Genomic DNA, 18,420 nt, shown 5'->3' on the forward strand with positions numbered 1-18,420 from the left:
GAAACAGGGGTGGGTTTCTGCCCGGGGACGTTGCAAGTGGCGTGCCGAAACGGCTGAGTGGTTCAGCGTTGTGACAGGTTTGGCGATAAGTGACGGGGTCCCGGCGCCGCACCCCAGCCACCTGTAGATCCACGCCCTGCGTGGATGAAGCCTTCCCCGTACCCCAGGCACCTGTAGATCCACGCCATGCGTGGATGGGCGGCACGGCGCCGGGCGACGCCGTCCCGGCGTCAGCAAACCGACGTCATTTTTCTGGCCTAGGGCTGCAGCGTCCAACGCCCGCCGTTCTGCCGCTGGCGTGGCGCCACCGGCCCGTCATGCTGGGTGAACACGAACTGCCCCTGCTGGTCGGTCAGGCAGGTCAGCAGCAGCGTGTAGCGGCTGGTACCGCCGGGGTAGGCCTCGGTCATGCGCACTTCGCCCACATGCGGCGCCAGCCGCTGGTAGCGGTAGGTGCCTGCCACGGTAAGTGGTGTGCCCAGCACCTGCAGCACGTAGCGGTCGCCACTGAAGTTCACCTGCACCATGCGGCCGGCGTTGGGGTTGGTGGGGTGGTACTGCGGATCACTGAGGTTGGTGAACTGACGGCCATCGAGCAGGGCCGGCAGCATGCAGGGGGTGGCCGCTGCACCGGCCGGTGCGATCAGCAGGGCGGACAGGGGCAGGGCGAGCAGCAGGGCAGGCAGGCGCATGGGGTGATCTCGCAACGGGTGTACCTGCCATCCTCCGCATCGGCCGCGGCCATGCCATGGGAATCATTGGAAAGTGGCGGGACACAAACACCAACGCCCGGGCAAGCCCGGGCGTTGGTGTCCCCTTCATGCGGGTGCGGCGGTTCAGCCGGCCAGTTCGGCCTGCTCGCGCTCGATGCCGTACTTGCGCAGCTTTTCCACCAGCGTGGTGCGGCGCAGGCCCAGCAGCTGGGCCGCGTGGGCGACCACGCCCTGGGTGCGCTCCAGGGCCTCGTTGATCAGGCCCAGTTCGATGCTGGCCATATGGTTGCGCAGGTCCAGGCCATCGTCGGGCAGGGTCATCGCGGCCGCACCCCGTTCCACCTCGATGCCATGCTGCAGCGGAGGCTGGGTGCCGGCGCCGGGGGTATGGAAGGAGAAGCTGCGCAGGTCCAGGCGTTCATCGCTGCCGGCCACGGCGGTGGCCACCGGGGCGGCGGTGGCCGGCAGCACGGCATCGCCACGGTAGCGCGCGGGCAGGTCCTGCACGCGCACGGCGCTGCCCGGGTGCAGCACGGCCAGGCGCTCGACCAGGTTGGTCAGCTCGCGCACGTTGCCCGGCCATTCGTAGCCGGCCAGCGCCTGCAGCGCCTCGGCGGTGAAGCGCACATCACCACGGCCGGTGCGGCCCAGCTGCGCGGCGATGGTGTCCACCAGCACCGGCAGGTCCTCGCGGCGCTCGCGCAGGGCCGGCACGTCGATGGGGAACACGTTGAGGCGGTAGAACAGGTCCTCGCGGAACTTGCCTTCGGCGATGCGGGTTTCCAGGTCACGGTGGGTCGCGGCGATCACCCGCACGTTGCAGCGGATGGTCTGGTTGCCGCCCACGCGTTCGAAACTGCGCTCCTGCAGCACCCGCAGCAGCTTGACCTGCATCGGCAGGCTCATGTCGCCGATTTCATCCAGCAGCAGGGTGCCGCCCTCGGCCATTTCGAAGCGGCCCTTGCGCGCGGTCAGCGCACCGGTGAAGGCGCCCTTTTCGTGGCCGAACAGCTCGCTTTCCAGCAGGTCGGCCGGAATGGCGCCGCAGTTGATCGCCACGAACGGGCCATCACGGCGCGGCGAACGCTGGTGGATGCTGCGCGAGACCACTTCCTTGCCGGTGCCTGATTCGCCCAGCACCAGCACGGTGGTGTCGAAGGCGGCCACCTGCTCGATCATCTGCCGCAGGGCAGTGATGGCCGGGCCGTTGCCACTGGGGCCCTGGTCCTGGACGGCGCCGGCCTGGTGTTCGGCATCCAGGCGCTTGAGGCTGGCCCGGCGCAGCAGGCCTTCCATCTGCGCATGACGCAGCGGGGTTTCCAGCGGCCAGACGTTGGCTTCGTGCAGGCCGTGGCGCTGGGCGAAGCCGTGGGCATCGCCATCGGCCAGCAGGACCGGCGGCGGCAGGCTGCTCTGGCCCAGCCAGGCATACAGCGCCTGGCTGGCCGCACTGGCCTCCAGGCTGCCGACGATGACGGCCATCCAGTCGTTCTGGCGCTGGCGGGCCAGGTCCAGATCGGCGGCGTCAGCCACCCAGCGCGGGTTGAAATCCATGAATTCCAGCAGGGCGACGGTGCGTTCGGCACGCACGGCGTCGTTGTCCAGCACCAGGATGCGCGACTCGCTCATGAGCTTTCCCCTTTCAGGCCTTCCAGGATCGGCATGACTTCCTGGATGTAGGACAGCTTGCTGACGAAGTTGTCGGCGCCCGCGCGCAGCGCATGTTCGCGGTGCTCGGTGTCGTCGAAGTGGCTGGCGATGACGATGTACGGGGCATCGTCCTGCGATTTGATCAGGCGGGTGGCCTGCAGGCCGCCCATTTCCGGCATGGCCAGGTCCATCAGCACGACCTGCGGGCGCAGCGCTTCGGAGCGCTCGATCGCTTCCAGGCCATTGCCGGCGCTGCCGACCACTTCCAGCCAGTCGACCTTGCGGAAGTGGCGCATCGCCGCGTTGATGAAGCCCTCATGGTCGTCGACCAGCAGGACAGTGAGCTTGTTCATGTGCAAATTCCCTTTCAGCCCACCCGGGCCAGCTGAGGTTGCCTGGCGCCCAGCCGGCGACGCTCGCGGGCGGGGGCGATATCCAGTTGTTCCCGGTATTTTGCGACGGTTCGGCGCGCAATGTTCACCCCCTGGCGCGACAGCAGGCCGGCAATGGCCTCGTCAGCCAGCGGGCGACCGGCCGGTTCGGCGTCGATCAGGCGGCGCACCATGGCCTTGACCGCCTGCCCGGACACGCTGGCACCGTCCAGGCGCACGGCGAAGAAATGCTTCAGCTCGAAGGTGCCGCGCGGGGTCTGCAGGTACTTGCCGGTGGTGATGCGCGAGACGGTGGACTCGTGCATGCCGATTTCCTCGGCCACTTCCTTCAGGGTCAAGGGCGCCATGGCCTCCTCCCCGCGGACCAGGAAGGCCGCCTGGCGCTCGATGATGACCCGGGCGGTGCGCAGCAGGGTGTCGTAGCGCATCGACAGGCCACGGCTGAACCAGCGCGCTTCCTGCAGCATCTCGCGCAGTGGCTGGGCGGCATCGCCGCTGTCGGCCAGCACCTGCTCGTAGACCGGGTTGAGGTTGACCCGGCGGCTGGTGGCCGGGTTCAGCGCCACGCGCCACTGCCCATCGGCCAGCCAGGCGACCACGTCGGGCACCACCACCGGGCTGCGCTCGGGCAACAGGCTGTCGCCCGGGCGCGGCTGCAGTGACAGCACCAGGCGCACGGCCTCGCGGATGTCGGCGATCTCGGCATCGTGCAGGCGGGCCAGGGCAGGGTAGTCATGGCTGGCCAGGGCATCGAGGTCGCCGGCCAGCAGGCGCTGTGCCAGGTGGCGGGCCGGCACGGTGCCATCCAGGCTGCGCAGCTGTGCCTGCAGGCACTCGCGCAGGTCCTGCGCCGCCATGCCGGCCGGTTCACCCTGCAGCAGGTGCTGGCGGATGGCTTCAACGCCGGCGGCGTCGATGTCGAACTGGGCGCAGGCACGCAGCTGCAGCTGTGCCAGCGGTGCCTGCAGGTAGCCGGCCTCATCGCAGTGGTCCAGCCAGAAGGCGGCCACGGCCAGTTCGCGGTCGTCCAGGTCCAGCGCCAGGCGCTGCAGTACGCGCAGCTGCGGGTCGCTGGATTCGCCGGCGGCCACGCGGGCCATGCGGTCATCGTCACCGTCCTGCCAGCTGGCCCCGGCCACGTCCCACATCGAAGACTCGGGCAGTTCGTCGAAGGCGGCGGTATCGACCGTGGCTTCCGTGCTGTCAGCGCCCGCTTCAGGAGCGTCAGCCACCGCGTCCTCGATTTCCAGCAGCGGGTTGGTATCCAGCAGGCGCTGGATTTCCTGTTCCAGTTGCAGGCCATCGAGCTGCAGCAGCCGGATCGACTGCAGCAGCTGCGGGGTCAGGTGGAGTTGCTGGCCCATCTGGGCCGAAAGTGCTGCCTTCATTGTCGCGTCCCCGGCGCCGCTCCCCGACGCCTTGTGGAACGCATCTTGCTTGCCTGCAGGCAGGTGCGTAATCGGGGGGTTCCTGAGGGGATTGGTGGCGGCCCCTACATCGCGTAGGGAAATTCCTCACATCGTCACGGAAACTTGACGGTGTGCGAGGCCAAGTCGTTGATTGCGGGTGCGTGCCGGCGGTGCGTGATGGGTGTGGCGGTACGGGTTCCCGTCGGGGAGTGCGTGGATGACGGGTTTCCGGCGCCGGTCGGGCAGGTCCAAGGGTGATCGCCCGCCGATCCTCCGCTGCTGCCGTGCTTCACTCCAGCTCGTGCTGGTGGCGGGCAGCGAGCAGCAGCAGGTCGTTGGCGCGGCGGCAGCCCAGCGATTCCATCATGCGGGCGCGATGGGTCTCCACGGTCTTGACGCTGATGCCAAGGTCGGCGGCGATTTCCTTGTTGCTTTCGCCCTTGCCGATGCGGCGCAGGATCTCGCGCTGGCGCGGTGACAGGGCAGCGATGCCGGTCGGCTTCTCGCGCCCGAGCATGGGGGCCAGCATCTTGGCCGAGATCTGCGGGCTGAGGAACACCTGGCCGGCATGGGCGGCGCGCAGGGCCAGTTCCAGTTCCTGTGGCGCGGCATCCTTCACCACGAAGCCCGATGCCCCGCGGTCCAGTGCATCGCGCACATGGGCGGCATCGTCATGCATGGTCATCATCACTACCCGCGTGCCCGGGGCGCGCAGGCGGATGTCGCTCAGGGCTTCCAGGCCGGTGCGGCCGGGCAGGGAGAGGTCCATCAGCACCACGTCAGGTGCCAGCTGCAGCGCCAGCTGCAGGGCCTGTTCGGCATTGCTGGCCTCGCCTACCAGCTGCACGTCGGCAAACCCCTGCAGCAGCCGGCCGAGGCCGGCGCGGACCAGGGTGTGATCGTCGACGATGAGAACTCGCACAGGCAGATGGGATCGTGGAGGGCGGGCGTTCACATTAGCTGAGCTGAACGGGGACGCCAAGGGCCATTGGGCATGGAAGGGCGAACGCAGCGTTCAGCGCTGGCGACGGACTTCGGCCACCTGGCGGCGATGCAGCCGGAACAGGTGGCGTTCCATGGCCATTTCCAGGCCATCGCCCAGTGCGGTGAAACGCAGCCACAGGTAATGGCTGCCGTTGCCGTCGGCGGCTTCGGCCAGCACTTCCACCGGCAGGTCGATATGGTCGGGCAGCCAGTCGCTGGGCTGCACGCGCACCACGCCCTGCTGGCCCGGGCTGGCGCCGCTGCGCGGACCCAGCTGCAGGCGGATGCCGCGACGGGACCAGCGCACCGGGCGCAGCGGCAGCTCGTTGCCCTGCTGGCGCACCAGCCGCCCCAGCAGCACCATCGCCAGGTCCAGCTTGGCTTCCAGGCGCTGCATCTGCAGGCTGTTGCCTTCCCGGTCGTCGTGGTCCTCGCCCCGGCTGTCTTCCACCAGGGCCACGCTGCGCAGCAGGCCTTCGGCCGCACCGGTGCGGCCGGGCTGGTTGCCGGCCAGGAATTCGGCGGGCAACGGCAGTTCGCAGCTCAACGTTTCATCGAACAGCGCGCTTTCAGCGGGGTGGTGCAGCGTGGTGGCGGGCAGGGCACTCATGCCAGCGATTCTGCCTGCAGGTACGCATGCGCCGCGCGAAGGCTGCGCTGGTCGTTGCGGGCCAGGGCGGCGGCGGCGTCGCGCTGCTGGGCCATGCTGGCCAGCAGGTGCTGCTGCCGCTCGAACAGCGCGGTCAGCGGTGCATGGTGCTGTGCAGCCAACGGCTGGGCCAGCAGTGCATGCAGGTCCTGGTCGTGGTGGTCAAGGATGTCACCGGCACGTTCGAATTCCTGGGCGTGCACGGCCTGCACGACCGCATCGAGCTGGGCGTTGAGCGAATCGAGCATGTCCAGGCTCATGGGGCCACCGTTGCCGGCCGGCGCTGTTCGTGCGGGATGGCGTTCCAGGCATCATCGATTTCGCCCAGCAGCTGCAGGGACTCGTCCAGGGCGCCGCGGTCGTTGTGCAGGTTGGCCTCGGTCAGGCGCTGCAGCACGTAGTCGTACAGGGCCGACAGGTTGCCGGCGATCTCGCCGCCCGCTTCATGGTCCAGCGAGCCGTTGAGGTGGCCGACGATCGCGCAGGCTTCACCGATGGCCTTGCCCTTGCGGGCCTGGTCGCCGCGCTCCAGGCTGGCCTGGGCCAGGCGCACGCGTTCCAGTGCCCCCGCCAGCAGCAGTGCGACCAGTTTGTGGGGGTCGGCGTCGGTGACGGCGCTGGTCACACCCACCTGGCGGTACTGTTCGGCGTATTGACGGCTGGAACCGTACATTCGTGGATTCTCCTTGCGCGGGCATCGCAGGCTGGCGCCAGAGCGGCCCAGTGCGGTACGGCGGTGATTGCGGTTGAGACCAATATCGGTACGTACGGCCATAAACTTGAGTACGTGTATCGGTGTCACGTGCACCGGCGCCAGGGCGGCGACGCCGGTGCGATGGAGCGTGCTCAACCCGGCAGGTGCGACAGCATGGCCTGCAGCTGGCTGCTGCTCTGGCTCAGCTTGCCCATCAGGGTGTCCAGTGCCAGGAACTGCTTCTTGTAGCGTTCGGCCACGCCATCCATGCGTGTGTCCAGGTCCTTGCGGCGCTTGTCGATGTCCGTCAGCGTCTTGTTGAGGCTGTTGGTACGCGACACGAAGGCGCCTTCCTTGCCCTTGGAGGTGCTGACGTAGCCATCGACCATCGCGAACAGCTTGCCGGCACCACCGTCATCGCCGGTGAACGCCTTGCGCACGGCCTCGGGCTGGTTGCCCACGGCGGCAGCGAACTTGGCAGCGTCCAGCACCAGGCTGCCGTCGGCGTCGGGGTAGCCGCGCGTATCCAGGCCCAGGGTCTTGGCGTTGAGGCCACCGGCACCCAGTTCCTTGAGGATGCCGCTCATCATGTTGCGCAGCTGGCTGGTGGCGCCACGCATCTGCGCGTCGCCGGTCAGTGCCGAGGCTTCCTTCTTTTCGCTGTCGTACTTGGTGGCGTCATTCAACGCCGCCAGCGCGGCGTTGTAGGTCTTCACGAAGTCCTGCATGACCTTGCTGGCAGCCGCGGTATCGGTGCTGATGACGACGTCGCTGTCGCCGGTCTTCTTCAGGTTCAGGGTCAGGCCGGGTACCGCATCGACCACCGTATTGGTGTCGCTGACGATGCTCACGCCATCAATGGTCAGCTTGGCATCGGCGGCCTTGGAGGTCTCGTTCATGCCGCTGATGATGCCGGCCAGCTTGGTGTCGCCGCCGTTGTAGGTCAGCTTCACTGCGTTGGCAGTGCCGGTCTTCTCCTGGCCGACCGACAGGTACTGCTGGTCACCGGAGGCCAGCAGGCTGGTCTGCACGCCTTCCTTGCGGCCGGCGGCATCGAGCTTGTTGCGGATGGTGGTCATGGTGTCACCATCGTCGACCTGGACGTTGATCGTCTTGGCCTTGTCACCGGTACCGACGGTCAGCGTCAACGTTCCGGCACTGAACGTGTCGGTCTTGTTGACCGAGGTCTGCGCGATCCACTTGTTGGCCGAGGCCAGCGCCTCCACGTGGATCTTGTGCGTGCCGTTGGCCGCCGCGGCCTTGCCGGCCACCGTGCCGGTGTCATACAGGCCGACCGTGGCGGTGAGCACGTCGTCGGCCGTACTGTTGGGCTTGACCACGTTCACCATGCGGGTGTCGAAGGCGGTGGTTGCCTTGAGCGACTCCAGCGATTTCTTCAGGGCATCGAAGGCGGATTTGACCGTGCCCACCGCCGAAAGCTGCAGTTTCGCCTTGGACTGCTGCAGGTTCAGCGCATTGTCGGCCGGCTTGCGGTCGGCTGCGACAAGCTTGGCGACCATGCCGGAGATGTCCAGCCCCGAGCCGATGCCACCGTATCCAAAGTCTGCCACGTTCTTTCTCCTGGGTACCTGGCGCCGCCGGTACCGGGCGTGCCGTGTCGTCAACGAAAATAGCGGCCTGCGCCGCCGGGTCTTGAGGTCTTCGTTGATGCACGTGCCGTGCCAGAAGCACGTGGCCGGCGTTCTGGCACGCCGGTTGCAGGGAACGGGGGGCAGGGTGTGCGCTCCGTCGCCGCCGCTGCCAGGGGTCTGGCAAAAAACCCTCCCCCAATGCAGGGGAGGGATCAGGCTACTGACAATCGGGGGGAGACGAAGCCGCCCGGTGCGTACAGTCAAAAGTACAGCGCTGAAAGAGTCGAGGCCGCAGGGGCGGGCGATGCCAGGCCGGCTCGGGACGATGTCCCGGGCCGGGCATGGCCCGCACCTTCTTGCCGCGCGGGGTTCCGGTTGGACGCTGCCATCGGCTGGGCCGGTGGCAGCGTCCGCTTCTACGTCTGCTTGAAGCGTTCCGGGCAGGCTGCGATCAGCGCAGCAGGCTCAGCACGCCCTGCGGCACCTGGTTGGCCTGGGCCAGCATGGCCGTACCGGCCTGCTGCAGGATCTGGGTGCGGGTCAGCTCAGCGGTTTCCTTGGCGAAATCCGTGTCCTTGATGCGGCTGCGCGAGGCGGACAGGTTTTCGGTCGAGGTCTGCAGGTTGGCCACCACCGAGGTGAAGCGGTTCTGGATGGCGCCCAGATCGGCACGGGTGCTGTTGATGGCGCCCAGCGCGTTGTCGACCACTTCCAGGGCGCGCGAGGCTTCCTTGAAGCTGGACACCGACAGGCTCGACACGAACGACGTGCTCGCCGTGGCCGCCGTGGCCGCGTTGTCGACGTCGGCCGCGATGCCGATGCTGGCATTGGTGGCGATCTTCAGGCTCTGGCCGGCCTTCACCGAGCTGACGGTGATGTTGTAGGTCGGCGGGGTGGCTGCGTCATCGAGCACGGCGGCTTCGGCCGTCGCACCGGTTTCGCCGACCTTCGCATTGATGGTGGCGGCGACCTTGCTGGCCAGGTCCTTGGCGGTGGTGCCGGCTTCATAGGTGAAGCCCTTCACGGTCACGCCGTTGATCGACATGTCCGCAATCGTGCCACCGGCAACATTGGCGACGATGGCACCGCTGGCCGCATCGGCGGCGAACTGCGACTTGCCCAGCGCATCGGTCTTGGCGTTGATCACCTTGTCGATGGCGATGGCCTGGCCGGCGTTGGCGCCGACCTGGAACAGCTGGCTGGTGAACGAGCCGTCCAGCAGCTTGGTGCCGTTGAACTCGGACTGCTTGGCCACGCGGTCGATTTCGCTGGCCAGCTGGGTCACTTCGGCCTGCAGGGCCTTGCGGTCGCTGGCGGAGTTGGTGGCGTTGGACGACTGCACGGCCAGTTCGCGGATACGCTGCAGGTTGTTGCCGATTTCCGTCAGCGAACCTTCAGCGACCTGGGCCAGCGAGATGCCGTCATTGGCATTGCGGATGGCTACGTCGGTACCGCGGATCTGGGTACCGAAGCGCTCGGAGATGGCCAGGCCGGCCGCGTCGTCCTTGGCGCTGTTGATGCGCGAGCCCGAGGACAGGCGCTGGATGGTGGTGGCCAGCGAAGCGCCGCTGGTGCTCAGGTTGCGCTGAGCGTTCAACGACATCGTGTTGGTGTTGATGACTTGTGCCATGAATCATTCCTTTGGCTTGGAGTTGCGGGTGAAGCGTGAAACCACGGGCTGCGCCGGTTTCCCGGCGCAGCCGTGTTGCGGCAGGATCAGCGCAGCAGGCTCAGCACGCCCTGCGGCACCTGGTTGGCCTGGGCCAGCATGGCCGTACCGGCCTGCTGCAGGATCTGGGTGCGGGTCAGTTCGGCGGTTTCCTTGGCGAAATCCGTGTCCTTGATGCGGCTGCGCGAGGCGGACAGGTTTTCGGTCGAGGTCTGCAGGTTGGCCACCACCGAGGTGAAGCGGTTCTGGATGGCGCCCAGGTCGGCACGGGTGCTGTTGATCGAGCCCAGCGCCTTGTCGACGATTTCCAGGGCCTGTTGTGCGCCCTTGACCGAGGTGACGTCCAGGCTCTGCACGACGCTGCTGGTGGCCGTGGCGGCGGCGGTGGTGGTGCCCGCGGTCAGGCCGCTGCCCGCCACGGTGCCACCGATGACCAGGTCCTTCTCGGCCTTCACCGAGCTGAGCACCACCTGATCCTTGGCGGCGCCACCGATCGAGGCGTACACGCCGGTTTCGCCGATCTTGGCGTTGATCGCGGTGGTCAGCGACTTGGCGATTTCCGCGCCGGTGGCACCGTTCTTGTACTCGACCTTGTCGATGGCCACGCCATTGAGGGTCAGGCCGGCGACCGAGCCGTCGGCGGTTGCGGCGGCAATGGCCGTACCGGTGACGTCGGCGGCGAACTTGGTCGTGCCCAGCGAGGCCGACTTCGCATCAACGGTCTTGTCGATGGCGATGGCCTGGCCGGCATTGGCACCGACCTGGAACAGCTGGCTGGAGAACGAGCCGTCCAGCAGCTTGGTACCGTTGAACTCGGACTGCTTGGCCACGCGGTCGATTTCGCTGACCAGCTGGGTCACTTCGGCCTGCAGTGCCTTGCGGTCGCTGTCCGAGTTGGTGGCGTTGGACGCCTGCACCGACAGCTCGCGGACGCGCTGCAGGTTGTTGCCGATTTCCGTCAGCGAACCTTCGGCGACCTGGGCCAGCGAGATGCCGTCATTGGCGTTGCGGATGGCCACGTCGGTACCACGGATCTGGGTACCGAAGCGCTCGGAGATGGCCAGACCGGCCGCGTCGTCCTTGGCGCTGTTGATGCGCGAGCCCGAGGACAGGCGCTGGATGGTGGTGGCCAGCGAGGCGCCGCTGGTGCTCAGGTTACGCTGAGCATTCAACGACATCGTGTTGGTGTTGATGACTTGTGCCATGAGGAGGTGTCCTTGAGCAGTCGCACGTGAATGGGGTCAGACGCTCCCGACGTGCTGCGGGAGCGACTCATGTCAGCGCTGCAACAGGCTGAGCACGTTCTGCGGCACCTGGTTGGCCTGGGCCAGCATGGCCGTGCCGGCCTGCTGCAGGATCTGGGTGCGGGTGAGTTCGGCCGTTTCCTTGGCGAAGTCGGTGTCGCGGATGCGGCTGCGCGATGCCGACAGGTTCTCCGAAGAGGTCTGCAGGTTGGCAACAACGGAGGTGAAGCGGTTCTGGATGGCACCCAGGTCGGCGCGTACGCCGTTGACCGATTCCAGTGCCTTGTCCACCACTTCCAGTGCCTTCTGGGCACCGACGTAGCTGGACACGTCCAGGTCCTTGACGAAAGTCGAGGTGGCGGTGGCGGCCACGGCGGTCGGGGCGGCGGCCGTGGAGTTGGCCAGGCCCAGTGCGGCACCGCCGTTCAGGACCAGGTCGCGGTCGGCCTTGACCGAGTTCAGCTTCAGGGCGTAGGTGTCCGGGGTGCCGGCGGTGGTGATGACTTCGGCATAGACACCGGCTTCGCCGATCTTGCTGTTGATCTGCGCAGCGGCCGACGCGGCCAGCTCGGCGGTGGTCTTGCCGCTGATGGTGCCGATGGCTGCGCCGTTGACGGTCAGGCCGGTGATGTCGGTCGGGCCGGTGATGGCCACCACGTTGCCGCCGGTGCTTGCCGGGGCGAACTTGGCATTGCCCAGCGCATCGGCCTTGGCATCGACCACGTTGGAGATGGCGATCGACTGGCCGGCATTGGCGCCGACCTGGAACAGCTGGCTGGTGAACGAGCCGTCCAGCAGCTTGGTGCCGTTGAAGTCGCTCTGCTTGGCCACGCGGTCGATTTCGCTGACCAGCTGGGTCACTTCGGCCTGCAGGGCCTTGCGGTCGCTGCTGGAGTTGGTGGCGTTGGACGCCTGCACGGCCAGTTCACGGATGCGCTGCAGGTTGTTGCCGACTTCGCTCAGCGAACCTTCGGCGACCTGGGCCAGCGAGATACCGTCGTTGGCGTTGCGGATGGCCACGTCCAGGCCACGGATCTGGGTGGTGAAACGTTCGCTGATCGCCAGGCCGGCGGCGTCGTCCTTCGCGCTGTTGATGCGCAGGCCGGACGACAGGCGCTGGATGGTGGTGGCCAGCGAAGCGCCGCTGGTGCTCAGGTTGCGCTGAGCGTTGAGCGACATCGTATTGGTGTTGATTACCTGTGCCATGGGGTCGTCTCCTCTTATGTGGGTCCCGTTGGTGAAAGCTGCAAAGCCCGCCGGTTTTTTTGTGTTTGGCTGTGTGCTTCGCTGCTGCCAAATGAATAACGGCGCTTTGTCAACAACCTTTAGGCGCGATTTCCCGCAGGCGCTGGAATCGTTGTGGAGTGCTGTTTTAAAGGGGTTTTTGCACGGGGGAGGGCGGCATGGATGCGCCCGGCGGCACCTATCGGCCGCGCATGGCAGGACTTTATGGCCGGGACTGAATCCTGCGTGGAGGCGGGCCAGGCCGTCGCCCCCGTGGGATCCACGCCGCGCGTGGGGGCGCCGGGTAGATCCACGCCATGCGTGGATGAGGCGTTGCCGGCAGCCCACCCCGGCCACGCACGGCGTGGCCCTACAGCAGCGTCCAGACCGGTAGATCCACGCCATGCGTGGATGAGGCGTTGCTGGCAGCCCACCCAGCCACGCACGGCGTGGCGCTACAGCCGCGTCCAGACCGGTGGATCCACGCCATGCGTGGATGAGGCGTTACCGGCAGCCCACCCAGCCGCGCACGGCGTGGCCCTACAGCAGCGTCCAGACCGGTAGATCCACGCCATGCGTGGATGAGGCGTTACCGGCAGCCCACCCAGCCACGCACGGCGTGGCGCTACAGCAGCGTCCAGACCGGTAGATCCACGCCATGCGTGGATGAGGCGTTACCGGCAGCCCACCCAGTCACGCAGGGCGTGGCGTTACCCAACGCCGGGCACGAAAAAGGCCGCGATGCGTGGCATCGCGGCCTTCAAGGGAACCCGACCCGGGCCTTGCCCGGTAATCAGCGGATGACGTTGAACAGCGACATCGACTGCATCTTCGAGAACAGCTGCTGGGCGGCCTGCAGCGCCGTGCTTTCCAGCTGGTACTGGCTCAACGCGTCGGCGTAGTCCAGGTCGCGCATGGTCGACAGCGTGGTCTTCAGGGTGACGGTGTTCGCTTCACGCATGTCGGCGGCATTGTCCAGCGCCTTGAGCTGGGCACCGCCGGCCGCGCGGGAGTCGATCATCCGCTCTGCCGCGCGGGCGACATCGCGCAGTGCCCCCTGCAGCTGGTTCTGCTGTGCGGCCAGCTGGGCCGGGGTGCCGGTGTCGGTCCCCAGGGCGCCGATCAGGTTGTCCAGGGTGGCAAAGACATCGCGGCTGCCGGCAGCGTGCACATTGAAGCTGTCGCCGGCAGCGGGTTCCCCGGCCACCTGCAGCCGCACGCCATTGATCACCAGGTCATCGCCCGCCTTCATGGTGCCGGTGCCGGTGACATTGCCGGCGCCATCGACCACTTCGTACTGGGTGGCCGAGGTGAAGCGGACGCTGAACGGCTGGCCGTTCCAGTTGCCGCTGCCATCACGGGTGATGTTGGTCAGCACGGCCTTGCCGGTATTGCCGGCCGCAGCGGTCCCGTCCACCGTGCCGTCGCCGGTGGGAATGCGCAGGAAGATCTCGCTGCCGGGCAGGGCGTCCTTGACGTAGGTATCCGGGCCCACCTCCACCTGGCGGTGGGTCTGGTCGCCGGTGTAGACGATCTTGCCGTTCACCTGCGAGAACGGCGGGTCGCCATCGTGGGTGCCCCCGAACAGGTAGCGGCCGGTGCCATCGGTGGTATTGGCCAGCGACAGCAGGCCGTCACGGATCTGGGTCAGCTCGGTCACCAGCGCCTTCTTGTCGGCGGCGTTGAGTGCCGGGTTGCTGGCCTGCAGGGTCAGGTCGTTGACCCGGGCCATCAGGTCGTTGACCCGGGCCAGGGTGTTTTCCTGCAGGCCCAGGCGGTTCTGCACGTTGTTGGCGTTGAGCTTCATCTGGTCCAGCGCGGCCAGGGTACGGTCAAGACCGACCGCGGCACCGGCGTTGACCGGGTCGTCCTTGGCCGAGGTGATCTTGCTGCCGGTGGCGATCTGCTGCTCGAGGTGGTTCAGCTTGGCCTGCTTGGACATCATCAGCGAGACCGACTGGCTGAACATCATGCCGGTGGAGATTCGGTTGCTCATCGGCGCACGGCTCCCATGATGGTCTGGAACATGTTGTCGGCCGTGGAGATCAGCTGCGATGCGGCCTGGTAGGCCTGTTGCAGGCGCAGCATGTCGGCCGCTTCCTCGTCAAGGTTGACGCCGGACACTTCATCGCGCGCGGCCTGGGCCTTGTCGGTGATCACCTGCTGGGCGTCCAGCGAATACTGTGCCGAGCGGGCAGCCGCACCGACCTGGGTGGTCAGGCCACCCAGTGCGCCGCCAAGGGTGACCGTGCCGCCGTTGAAGGTCTTGGCTTCTTCCACCTTGGACAGCTTCAGTGCATTGCTGTTGTCCGACGAACCGGCCGGGGTGGCGGCCATGTTGAAGGTATCGCCGGTCTTGGGCGCACCGTCGAGCACGAAGCTCCAGCCGTTGGCGCTGATGGTCTGGCCCGGCGTATAGGTCTGCGGCGGGCCGCCGTCGATGGTGTAGGTGGTGGGCGAGGTGAACACGATCGCTGCCGGGTTGCGCAGCGCCGGGTTGCCGGCGTTGGTGACCTGCAGGTTGCTGATCTTGCCGGTACCGGTGTTGGCCGTGGCCGCGCTGGCCTTGACCGGTGCTGCAGCGGCGATGCGTGACGGATCGGTGATCGCCAGTTCGAGGCTGCCGGCCACGCCCGCGGTGGGCTGCAGCAGGAAGCGGTCGTTGGCCGCCGGCGTGCCGTTGACCACCAGCTTCACGCCATTGACCACGAACGGATCGGTAGCGGTGCCGGTACCGGTCATCGGCACCGTGGCGCCGGTATCCGAACGGCTGGCCTGCCACTGGGTGCCGTCGAACTTGAGCACGATGTTCTGCGCATCCAGCTTGGACAGGTCGCCGTAGCTGGCGGTGATGGTGGCGTTGCCGGTGTTGGACGTGTTGGCGTTGATCCGGGGGCTGCCCAGGTTGAAGAAATCGCCGCCCATGTTGCCGTACAGGTCCACGCCCTGGTGGTGGATCTGGTTGAACTGGTCGGCCAGGCCGACGGCCAGCTTGCCGAGCTCGGCCTGGGCCTGGGTCAGCACCGTATCGCGGAATTCCAGCAGGCCACCGACCTGGCCGCCCAGTGCCTTGCTGTCCAGGCGGATGGTAGTGCCCTGGGTCTGCAGCGCCAGCTGCAGGCGCTCGGGCTGGTACGGATCGGCCGTGGTGGTGAGCTTGGAGGCTGTCGTGCCCACCACCAGCGGTTGCCCGCCGGCGGTGTAGACGTTCATCTGGCCACCGTCCTGGATCACCGCGGTGCCGCCGGTGTAACCGATCAGGTTGGCGATCAGCTGGTCACGGCGGTCCAGCAGGTCCGGCGCGGCGTTGGCCGCGTTGCTGCCGATGGTGCCGTTGAGCTGGGCGATTTCCGAGGCCAGCCGGTTGATTTCGGTGGCCGCGCCGGTCAGGCCGTTGTTGACCTCGCCGTTGAGGCTGTTGAGGTGGCTGTTGAGCTGGCTGAAACGGCTGGCCAGGGCCTTGCCGGCGTCGAGCATGCTCTGCCGGCCGGCGGTCGCCGACGCATTGGAGGACAGGCCGCTGACCGAATCGAAGAAGCCCGACCAGACACCGGCGATGTTGGTGGCCTTGTCGGAGAACAGGTCGTTGACCCGGTCGGCCATGGTCGAGAGCTGCTTCAGCCGGGCCAGTTCACCGCTGCTGTCGAGCAGGCGCGAGATGGCCAGCTGGTCGGCGGTGCGGCGGATGTCCACGATACGGGTGCCGTTGCCCACGTCGCCCCAGCCGTAGTTCTGCGGATCGGCGGTCGCGAAATCAACCTTCTGCCGGCTGTAGCCGGGCGTATTGATGTTGGCGACGTTATGGCTGGTGGTCGCCAGGGCGCGCTGGAAGGCGAGCAGGGCGTTGGTGCCCGTGGAAAGGACGCTGGACATGGGACTCCTTAACGACGTTGGTTGGCCAGGACCGCGCTGGCGGTGCTGGCGAAGGTCTGGCCAAGGCGGGCACCGGCATCGCCGATCGCGGCCACGGCACGGTCGATCACCGGGCCCTGTGCGATCGAGGCGATCTTGCCGGCGTAGCCGGGGTCGGTGGCGTAGCCGGCGCGCTGCAGGCCACGGGCGAAGCCGTGCACATCGGTGCCGGCCTGCAGGGCCTGCTGGTAGCGCGGGCTGGTCTTCAGCAGGCGCACGTAATCGGCGAAGCTCTCGGCGGGCGAGCCGTACGCGCGGAACCGTGCGGTCTCGTTCTGGCGCACCCCGCCGACATATTCATGGGTACCGGCCATGGCACTGTCGCCGTTCCAGCCGATGGCCTTGATGCCGAACAGGTTGTGGGCGCTGCGGCCGTCGCCATGCTTGATCTGGCGCTTGCCCCAGCCGGTTTCCAGCGCAGCCTGGGCCACCAGGGCACGCGCATCGACACCCAGTTCCTGTGCAGCAGCCTTGGCGTGCTGCCAGATGCTGGCCACGAAGCCTTCCGGCGTATGCGCGCCCAGCTCGGCCACGGCCGCGTTGCTGGCCAGCGCGTCGCGCGCGGACACGGCGGTGCCACGGTTGCTGGCGGTGGCCATCCACTGGTCGCTGCCGGTACTCCAGTCCTCGGCGGCCGCCGGCAGTGCGGCGTAGGGATCGGTTGCACCCAGCGAGCGGTGCAGGGCACTGGTTTCGCGGCCGGCGATCAGGTCCAGCGCCTGCTCGGCCGGCGCCGCAGCACCGGCGTGCGGGCCAGCGGCCATCTGCTGCAGCATCCGCACCGGGTCATCGGCAGCGTCCAGCGGCAGCGGCGGGCGTTCGGCCGGCGCATTGAGCTGATAGGCACGGCTGGCCTTGGCCGGGGCGATCTGCGGGTCCAGTGCCGGGCCGTCGCCCTGCTGCCCGGCCAGCTGGCGGGCGATCACCGCCGACAGGCCCAGGCCCTTGCCCTGGGTCATCGCCGCGGCGATCTTCTGGTCGTACATCTCCCGGAACATCTGGTTCTCACCCGGGAACAGCGAATCACCGAAGCTGGCCTCGCGCATGCTCTTGATCAGCATCTGCGCGAACTGGCCTTCAAGCTGGCGCGCGACCTTGTCGATCTTGGCCGGGTCGTTGCGTTGTGCCGGATTGAGTTCCAGCGCCGGTTGGATGCGCATGTCAGATCACCTCGAGTTCGGCGCTCAGCGCGCCGGCCTGCTTGAGGGCCTCCAGGATGGCGATCAGGTCACCGGGGGCTGCGCCGACGGCATTGACCGCATGCACGATCTCGTCGAGCGTGGTGCCGCCGTTGAACTTGAACATGCGGCTGCCATCGTTGGTGGCGGTGATGGTCGATTGCGGGGTGGCCACGGTCTGCCCGCCGGCGAAGGCATTGGGCTGGCTGACGTTGGTGTTTTCCTGGATGGTCACGGTCAGTGAGCCATGCGAGATCGCCGCCGGGCCGACGCGCACCTGCTGGCCGATGACCACGGTGCCGGTACGCGAATTGACCACCACCTTGGCCGGGCCACTGCCGGGGGTCAGTTCCAGGTTCTCGATGCGGGCCAGCAGGCCGATGCGCGCACCCGGATCGGTCGGGGCGGTCACCGCCACGGTCACGCCATCGACGGCGCGGGCGGCGCCTTCACCGAAGGCATTGTTGAGCGCGGCGACCATGCGCGCGACGGTGGTGAAATCGTTGTTGTGCAGGTTCAGGGTGATATCGCCGCCATTGGCCAGCGGATCGGGCAGGGCGCGCTCGACGGTGGCGCCGTTGGGGATGCGGCCGACGCTGGGCACGTTGACCGACACCCGCGAGCCGTCCTTGCCCTGGGCACCGAAGCCACCGACGATCAGGTTGCCCTGGGCGATCGCATAGACCTCGCCATCGGCGCCGCGCAGCGGGGCCATCAGCAGCGAGCCGCCACGCAGCGAGACCGCGTTGCCGATCGAGGACACCGTGATGTCGATCGGCTGGCCGGGCTTGGCGAACGGCGGCAGCTCGGCATGGATGGCCACGGCGGCCACGTTCTTCAGCTGCGGATTGACGTTGGCCGGCACGTTCACGCCCAGCTCGCCGAGCAGGTTCTTCAGGCTCTGCACGGTGAAGGGCGCCTGGCTGGTGCGGTCGCCGCTGCCGTCCAGGCCGACCACCAGGCCATAGCCCACCAGCGCATTGCCACGCACGCCACCGACCTGGGCGATGTCCTTGATGCGTTCGGCGCTGGCCGGGGCGATCACCGCCAGCAGCGCCAGCACGCACGCCACCCGGTAGAGCGACGCCATGGGTCCCCGCACGGCGCCCA

Annotated in this window: 16 protein-coding genes; all 16 read right to left on the bottom strand. The window is 67.6% G+C overall.

Translation table 11 applies throughout. The annotated features are described in order from the left end of the window. Positions 1-257: 257 nt before the first annotated feature. Positions 258-692, bottom strand: coding sequence for a hypothetical protein (locus tag Q9R17_RS18370; protein WP_308156013.1), 435 nt, complete (start codon positions 690-692; stop codon positions 258-260). 144 nt (positions 693-836) lie between these two features. Further along, positions 837-2,342 carry a sigma-54 dependent transcriptional regulator gene (locus Q9R17_RS18375; protein ID WP_308156014.1) on the bottom strand — a complete coding sequence of 502 codons (1,506 nt, stop codon included), beginning with the start codon at positions 2,340-2,342 and terminating at the stop codon, positions 837-839. Then, positions 2,339-2,716, bottom strand: coding sequence for a response regulator transcription factor (locus Q9R17_RS18380; RefSeq protein ID WP_308156015.1), 378 nt, complete (start codon positions 2,714-2,716; stop codon positions 2,339-2,341). Before Q9R17_RS18380 ends, Q9R17_RS18375 begins: the two co-directional genes overlap by 4 nt. 14 nt (positions 2,717-2,730) lie before the next feature. After that, positions 2,731-4,143, bottom strand: coding sequence for an RNA polymerase factor sigma-54 (rpoN, locus tag Q9R17_RS18385; RefSeq protein ID WP_308156016.1), 1,413 nt, complete (start codon positions 4,141-4,143; stop codon positions 2,731-2,733). Positions 4,144-4,453: 310 nt separating this feature from the next. Then, entirely contained in the window at positions 4,454-5,086 is a 633-nt protein-coding gene (locus tag Q9R17_RS18390) for a response regulator transcription factor (RefSeq protein WP_308156017.1), read from the bottom strand. Positions 5,087-5,179: 93 nt separating this feature from the next. After that, a complete protein-coding gene (locus Q9R17_RS18395; protein WP_308156018.1) occupies positions 5,180-5,758 on the bottom strand; it encodes a PilZ domain-containing protein in 579 nt (192 codons plus the stop codon). Then, positions 5,755-6,057 carry a hypothetical protein gene (locus Q9R17_RS18400; RefSeq protein WP_308156019.1) on the bottom strand — a complete coding sequence of 101 codons (303 nt, stop codon included), beginning with the start codon at positions 6,055-6,057 and terminating at the stop codon, positions 5,755-5,757. Before Q9R17_RS18400 ends, Q9R17_RS18395 begins: the two co-directional genes overlap by 4 nt. Further along, complete coding sequence (fliS, locus tag Q9R17_RS18405) at positions 6,054-6,470, bottom strand: flagellar export chaperone FliS (protein ID WP_308156020.1); 417 nt, start codon at positions 6,468-6,470, stop codon at positions 6,054-6,056. The genes Q9R17_RS18400 and fliS overlap by 4 nt, the downstream gene beginning before the upstream one ends. Before the next feature lie 173 nt (positions 6,471-6,643). Beyond that, complete coding sequence (gene fliD, locus Q9R17_RS18410) at positions 6,644-8,062, bottom strand: flagellar filament capping protein FliD (RefSeq protein ID WP_308156021.1); 1,419 nt, start codon at positions 8,060-8,062, stop codon at positions 6,644-6,646. 472 nt (positions 8,063-8,534) lie between these two features. Continuing rightward, positions 8,535-9,713, bottom strand: coding sequence for a flagellin (locus Q9R17_RS18415; protein ID WP_308156022.1), 1,179 nt, complete (start codon positions 9,711-9,713; stop codon positions 8,535-8,537). An 86-nt stretch (positions 9,714-9,799) separates the two neighbouring features. After that, complete coding sequence (locus tag Q9R17_RS18420; protein WP_308156023.1) at positions 9,800-10,957, bottom strand: flagellin; 1,158 nt, start codon at positions 10,955-10,957, stop codon at positions 9,800-9,802. Positions 10,958-11,029: 72 nt separating this feature from the next. Then, positions 11,030-12,202, bottom strand: a complete 1,173-nt coding sequence (locus Q9R17_RS18425) for a flagellin (protein ID WP_308156024.1) — start codon at positions 12,200-12,202, stop codon at positions 11,030-11,032. 811 nt (positions 12,203-13,013) lie between these two features. After that, positions 13,014-14,216, bottom strand: coding sequence for a flagellar hook-associated protein FlgL (flgL, locus tag Q9R17_RS18430; protein WP_308156025.1), 1,203 nt, complete (start codon positions 14,214-14,216; stop codon positions 13,014-13,016). Next, positions 14,213-16,093, bottom strand: coding sequence for a flagellar hook-associated protein FlgK (gene flgK / locus Q9R17_RS18435; protein WP_308156026.1), 1,881 nt, complete (start codon positions 16,091-16,093; stop codon positions 14,213-14,215). Before flgK ends, flgL begins: the two co-directional genes overlap by 4 nt. Before the next feature lie 8 nt (positions 16,094-16,101). Further along, a complete protein-coding gene (gene flgJ, locus Q9R17_RS18440; RefSeq protein ID WP_308156027.1) occupies positions 16,102-17,292 on the bottom strand; it encodes a flagellar assembly peptidoglycan hydrolase FlgJ in 1,191 nt (396 codons plus the stop codon). A 1-nt stretch (position 17,293) separates the two neighbouring features. Beyond that, complete coding sequence (locus Q9R17_RS18445) at positions 17,294-18,400, bottom strand: flagellar basal body P-ring protein FlgI (RefSeq protein ID WP_308158383.1); 1,107 nt, start codon at positions 18,398-18,400, stop codon at positions 17,294-17,296. Positions 18,401-18,420 lie beyond the last annotated feature (20 nt).

This window comes from Stenotrophomonas sp. 24(2023), from assembly GCF_030913365.1.
GTDB lineage: Bacteria > Pseudomonadota > Gammaproteobacteria > Xanthomonadales > Xanthomonadaceae > Stenotrophomonas.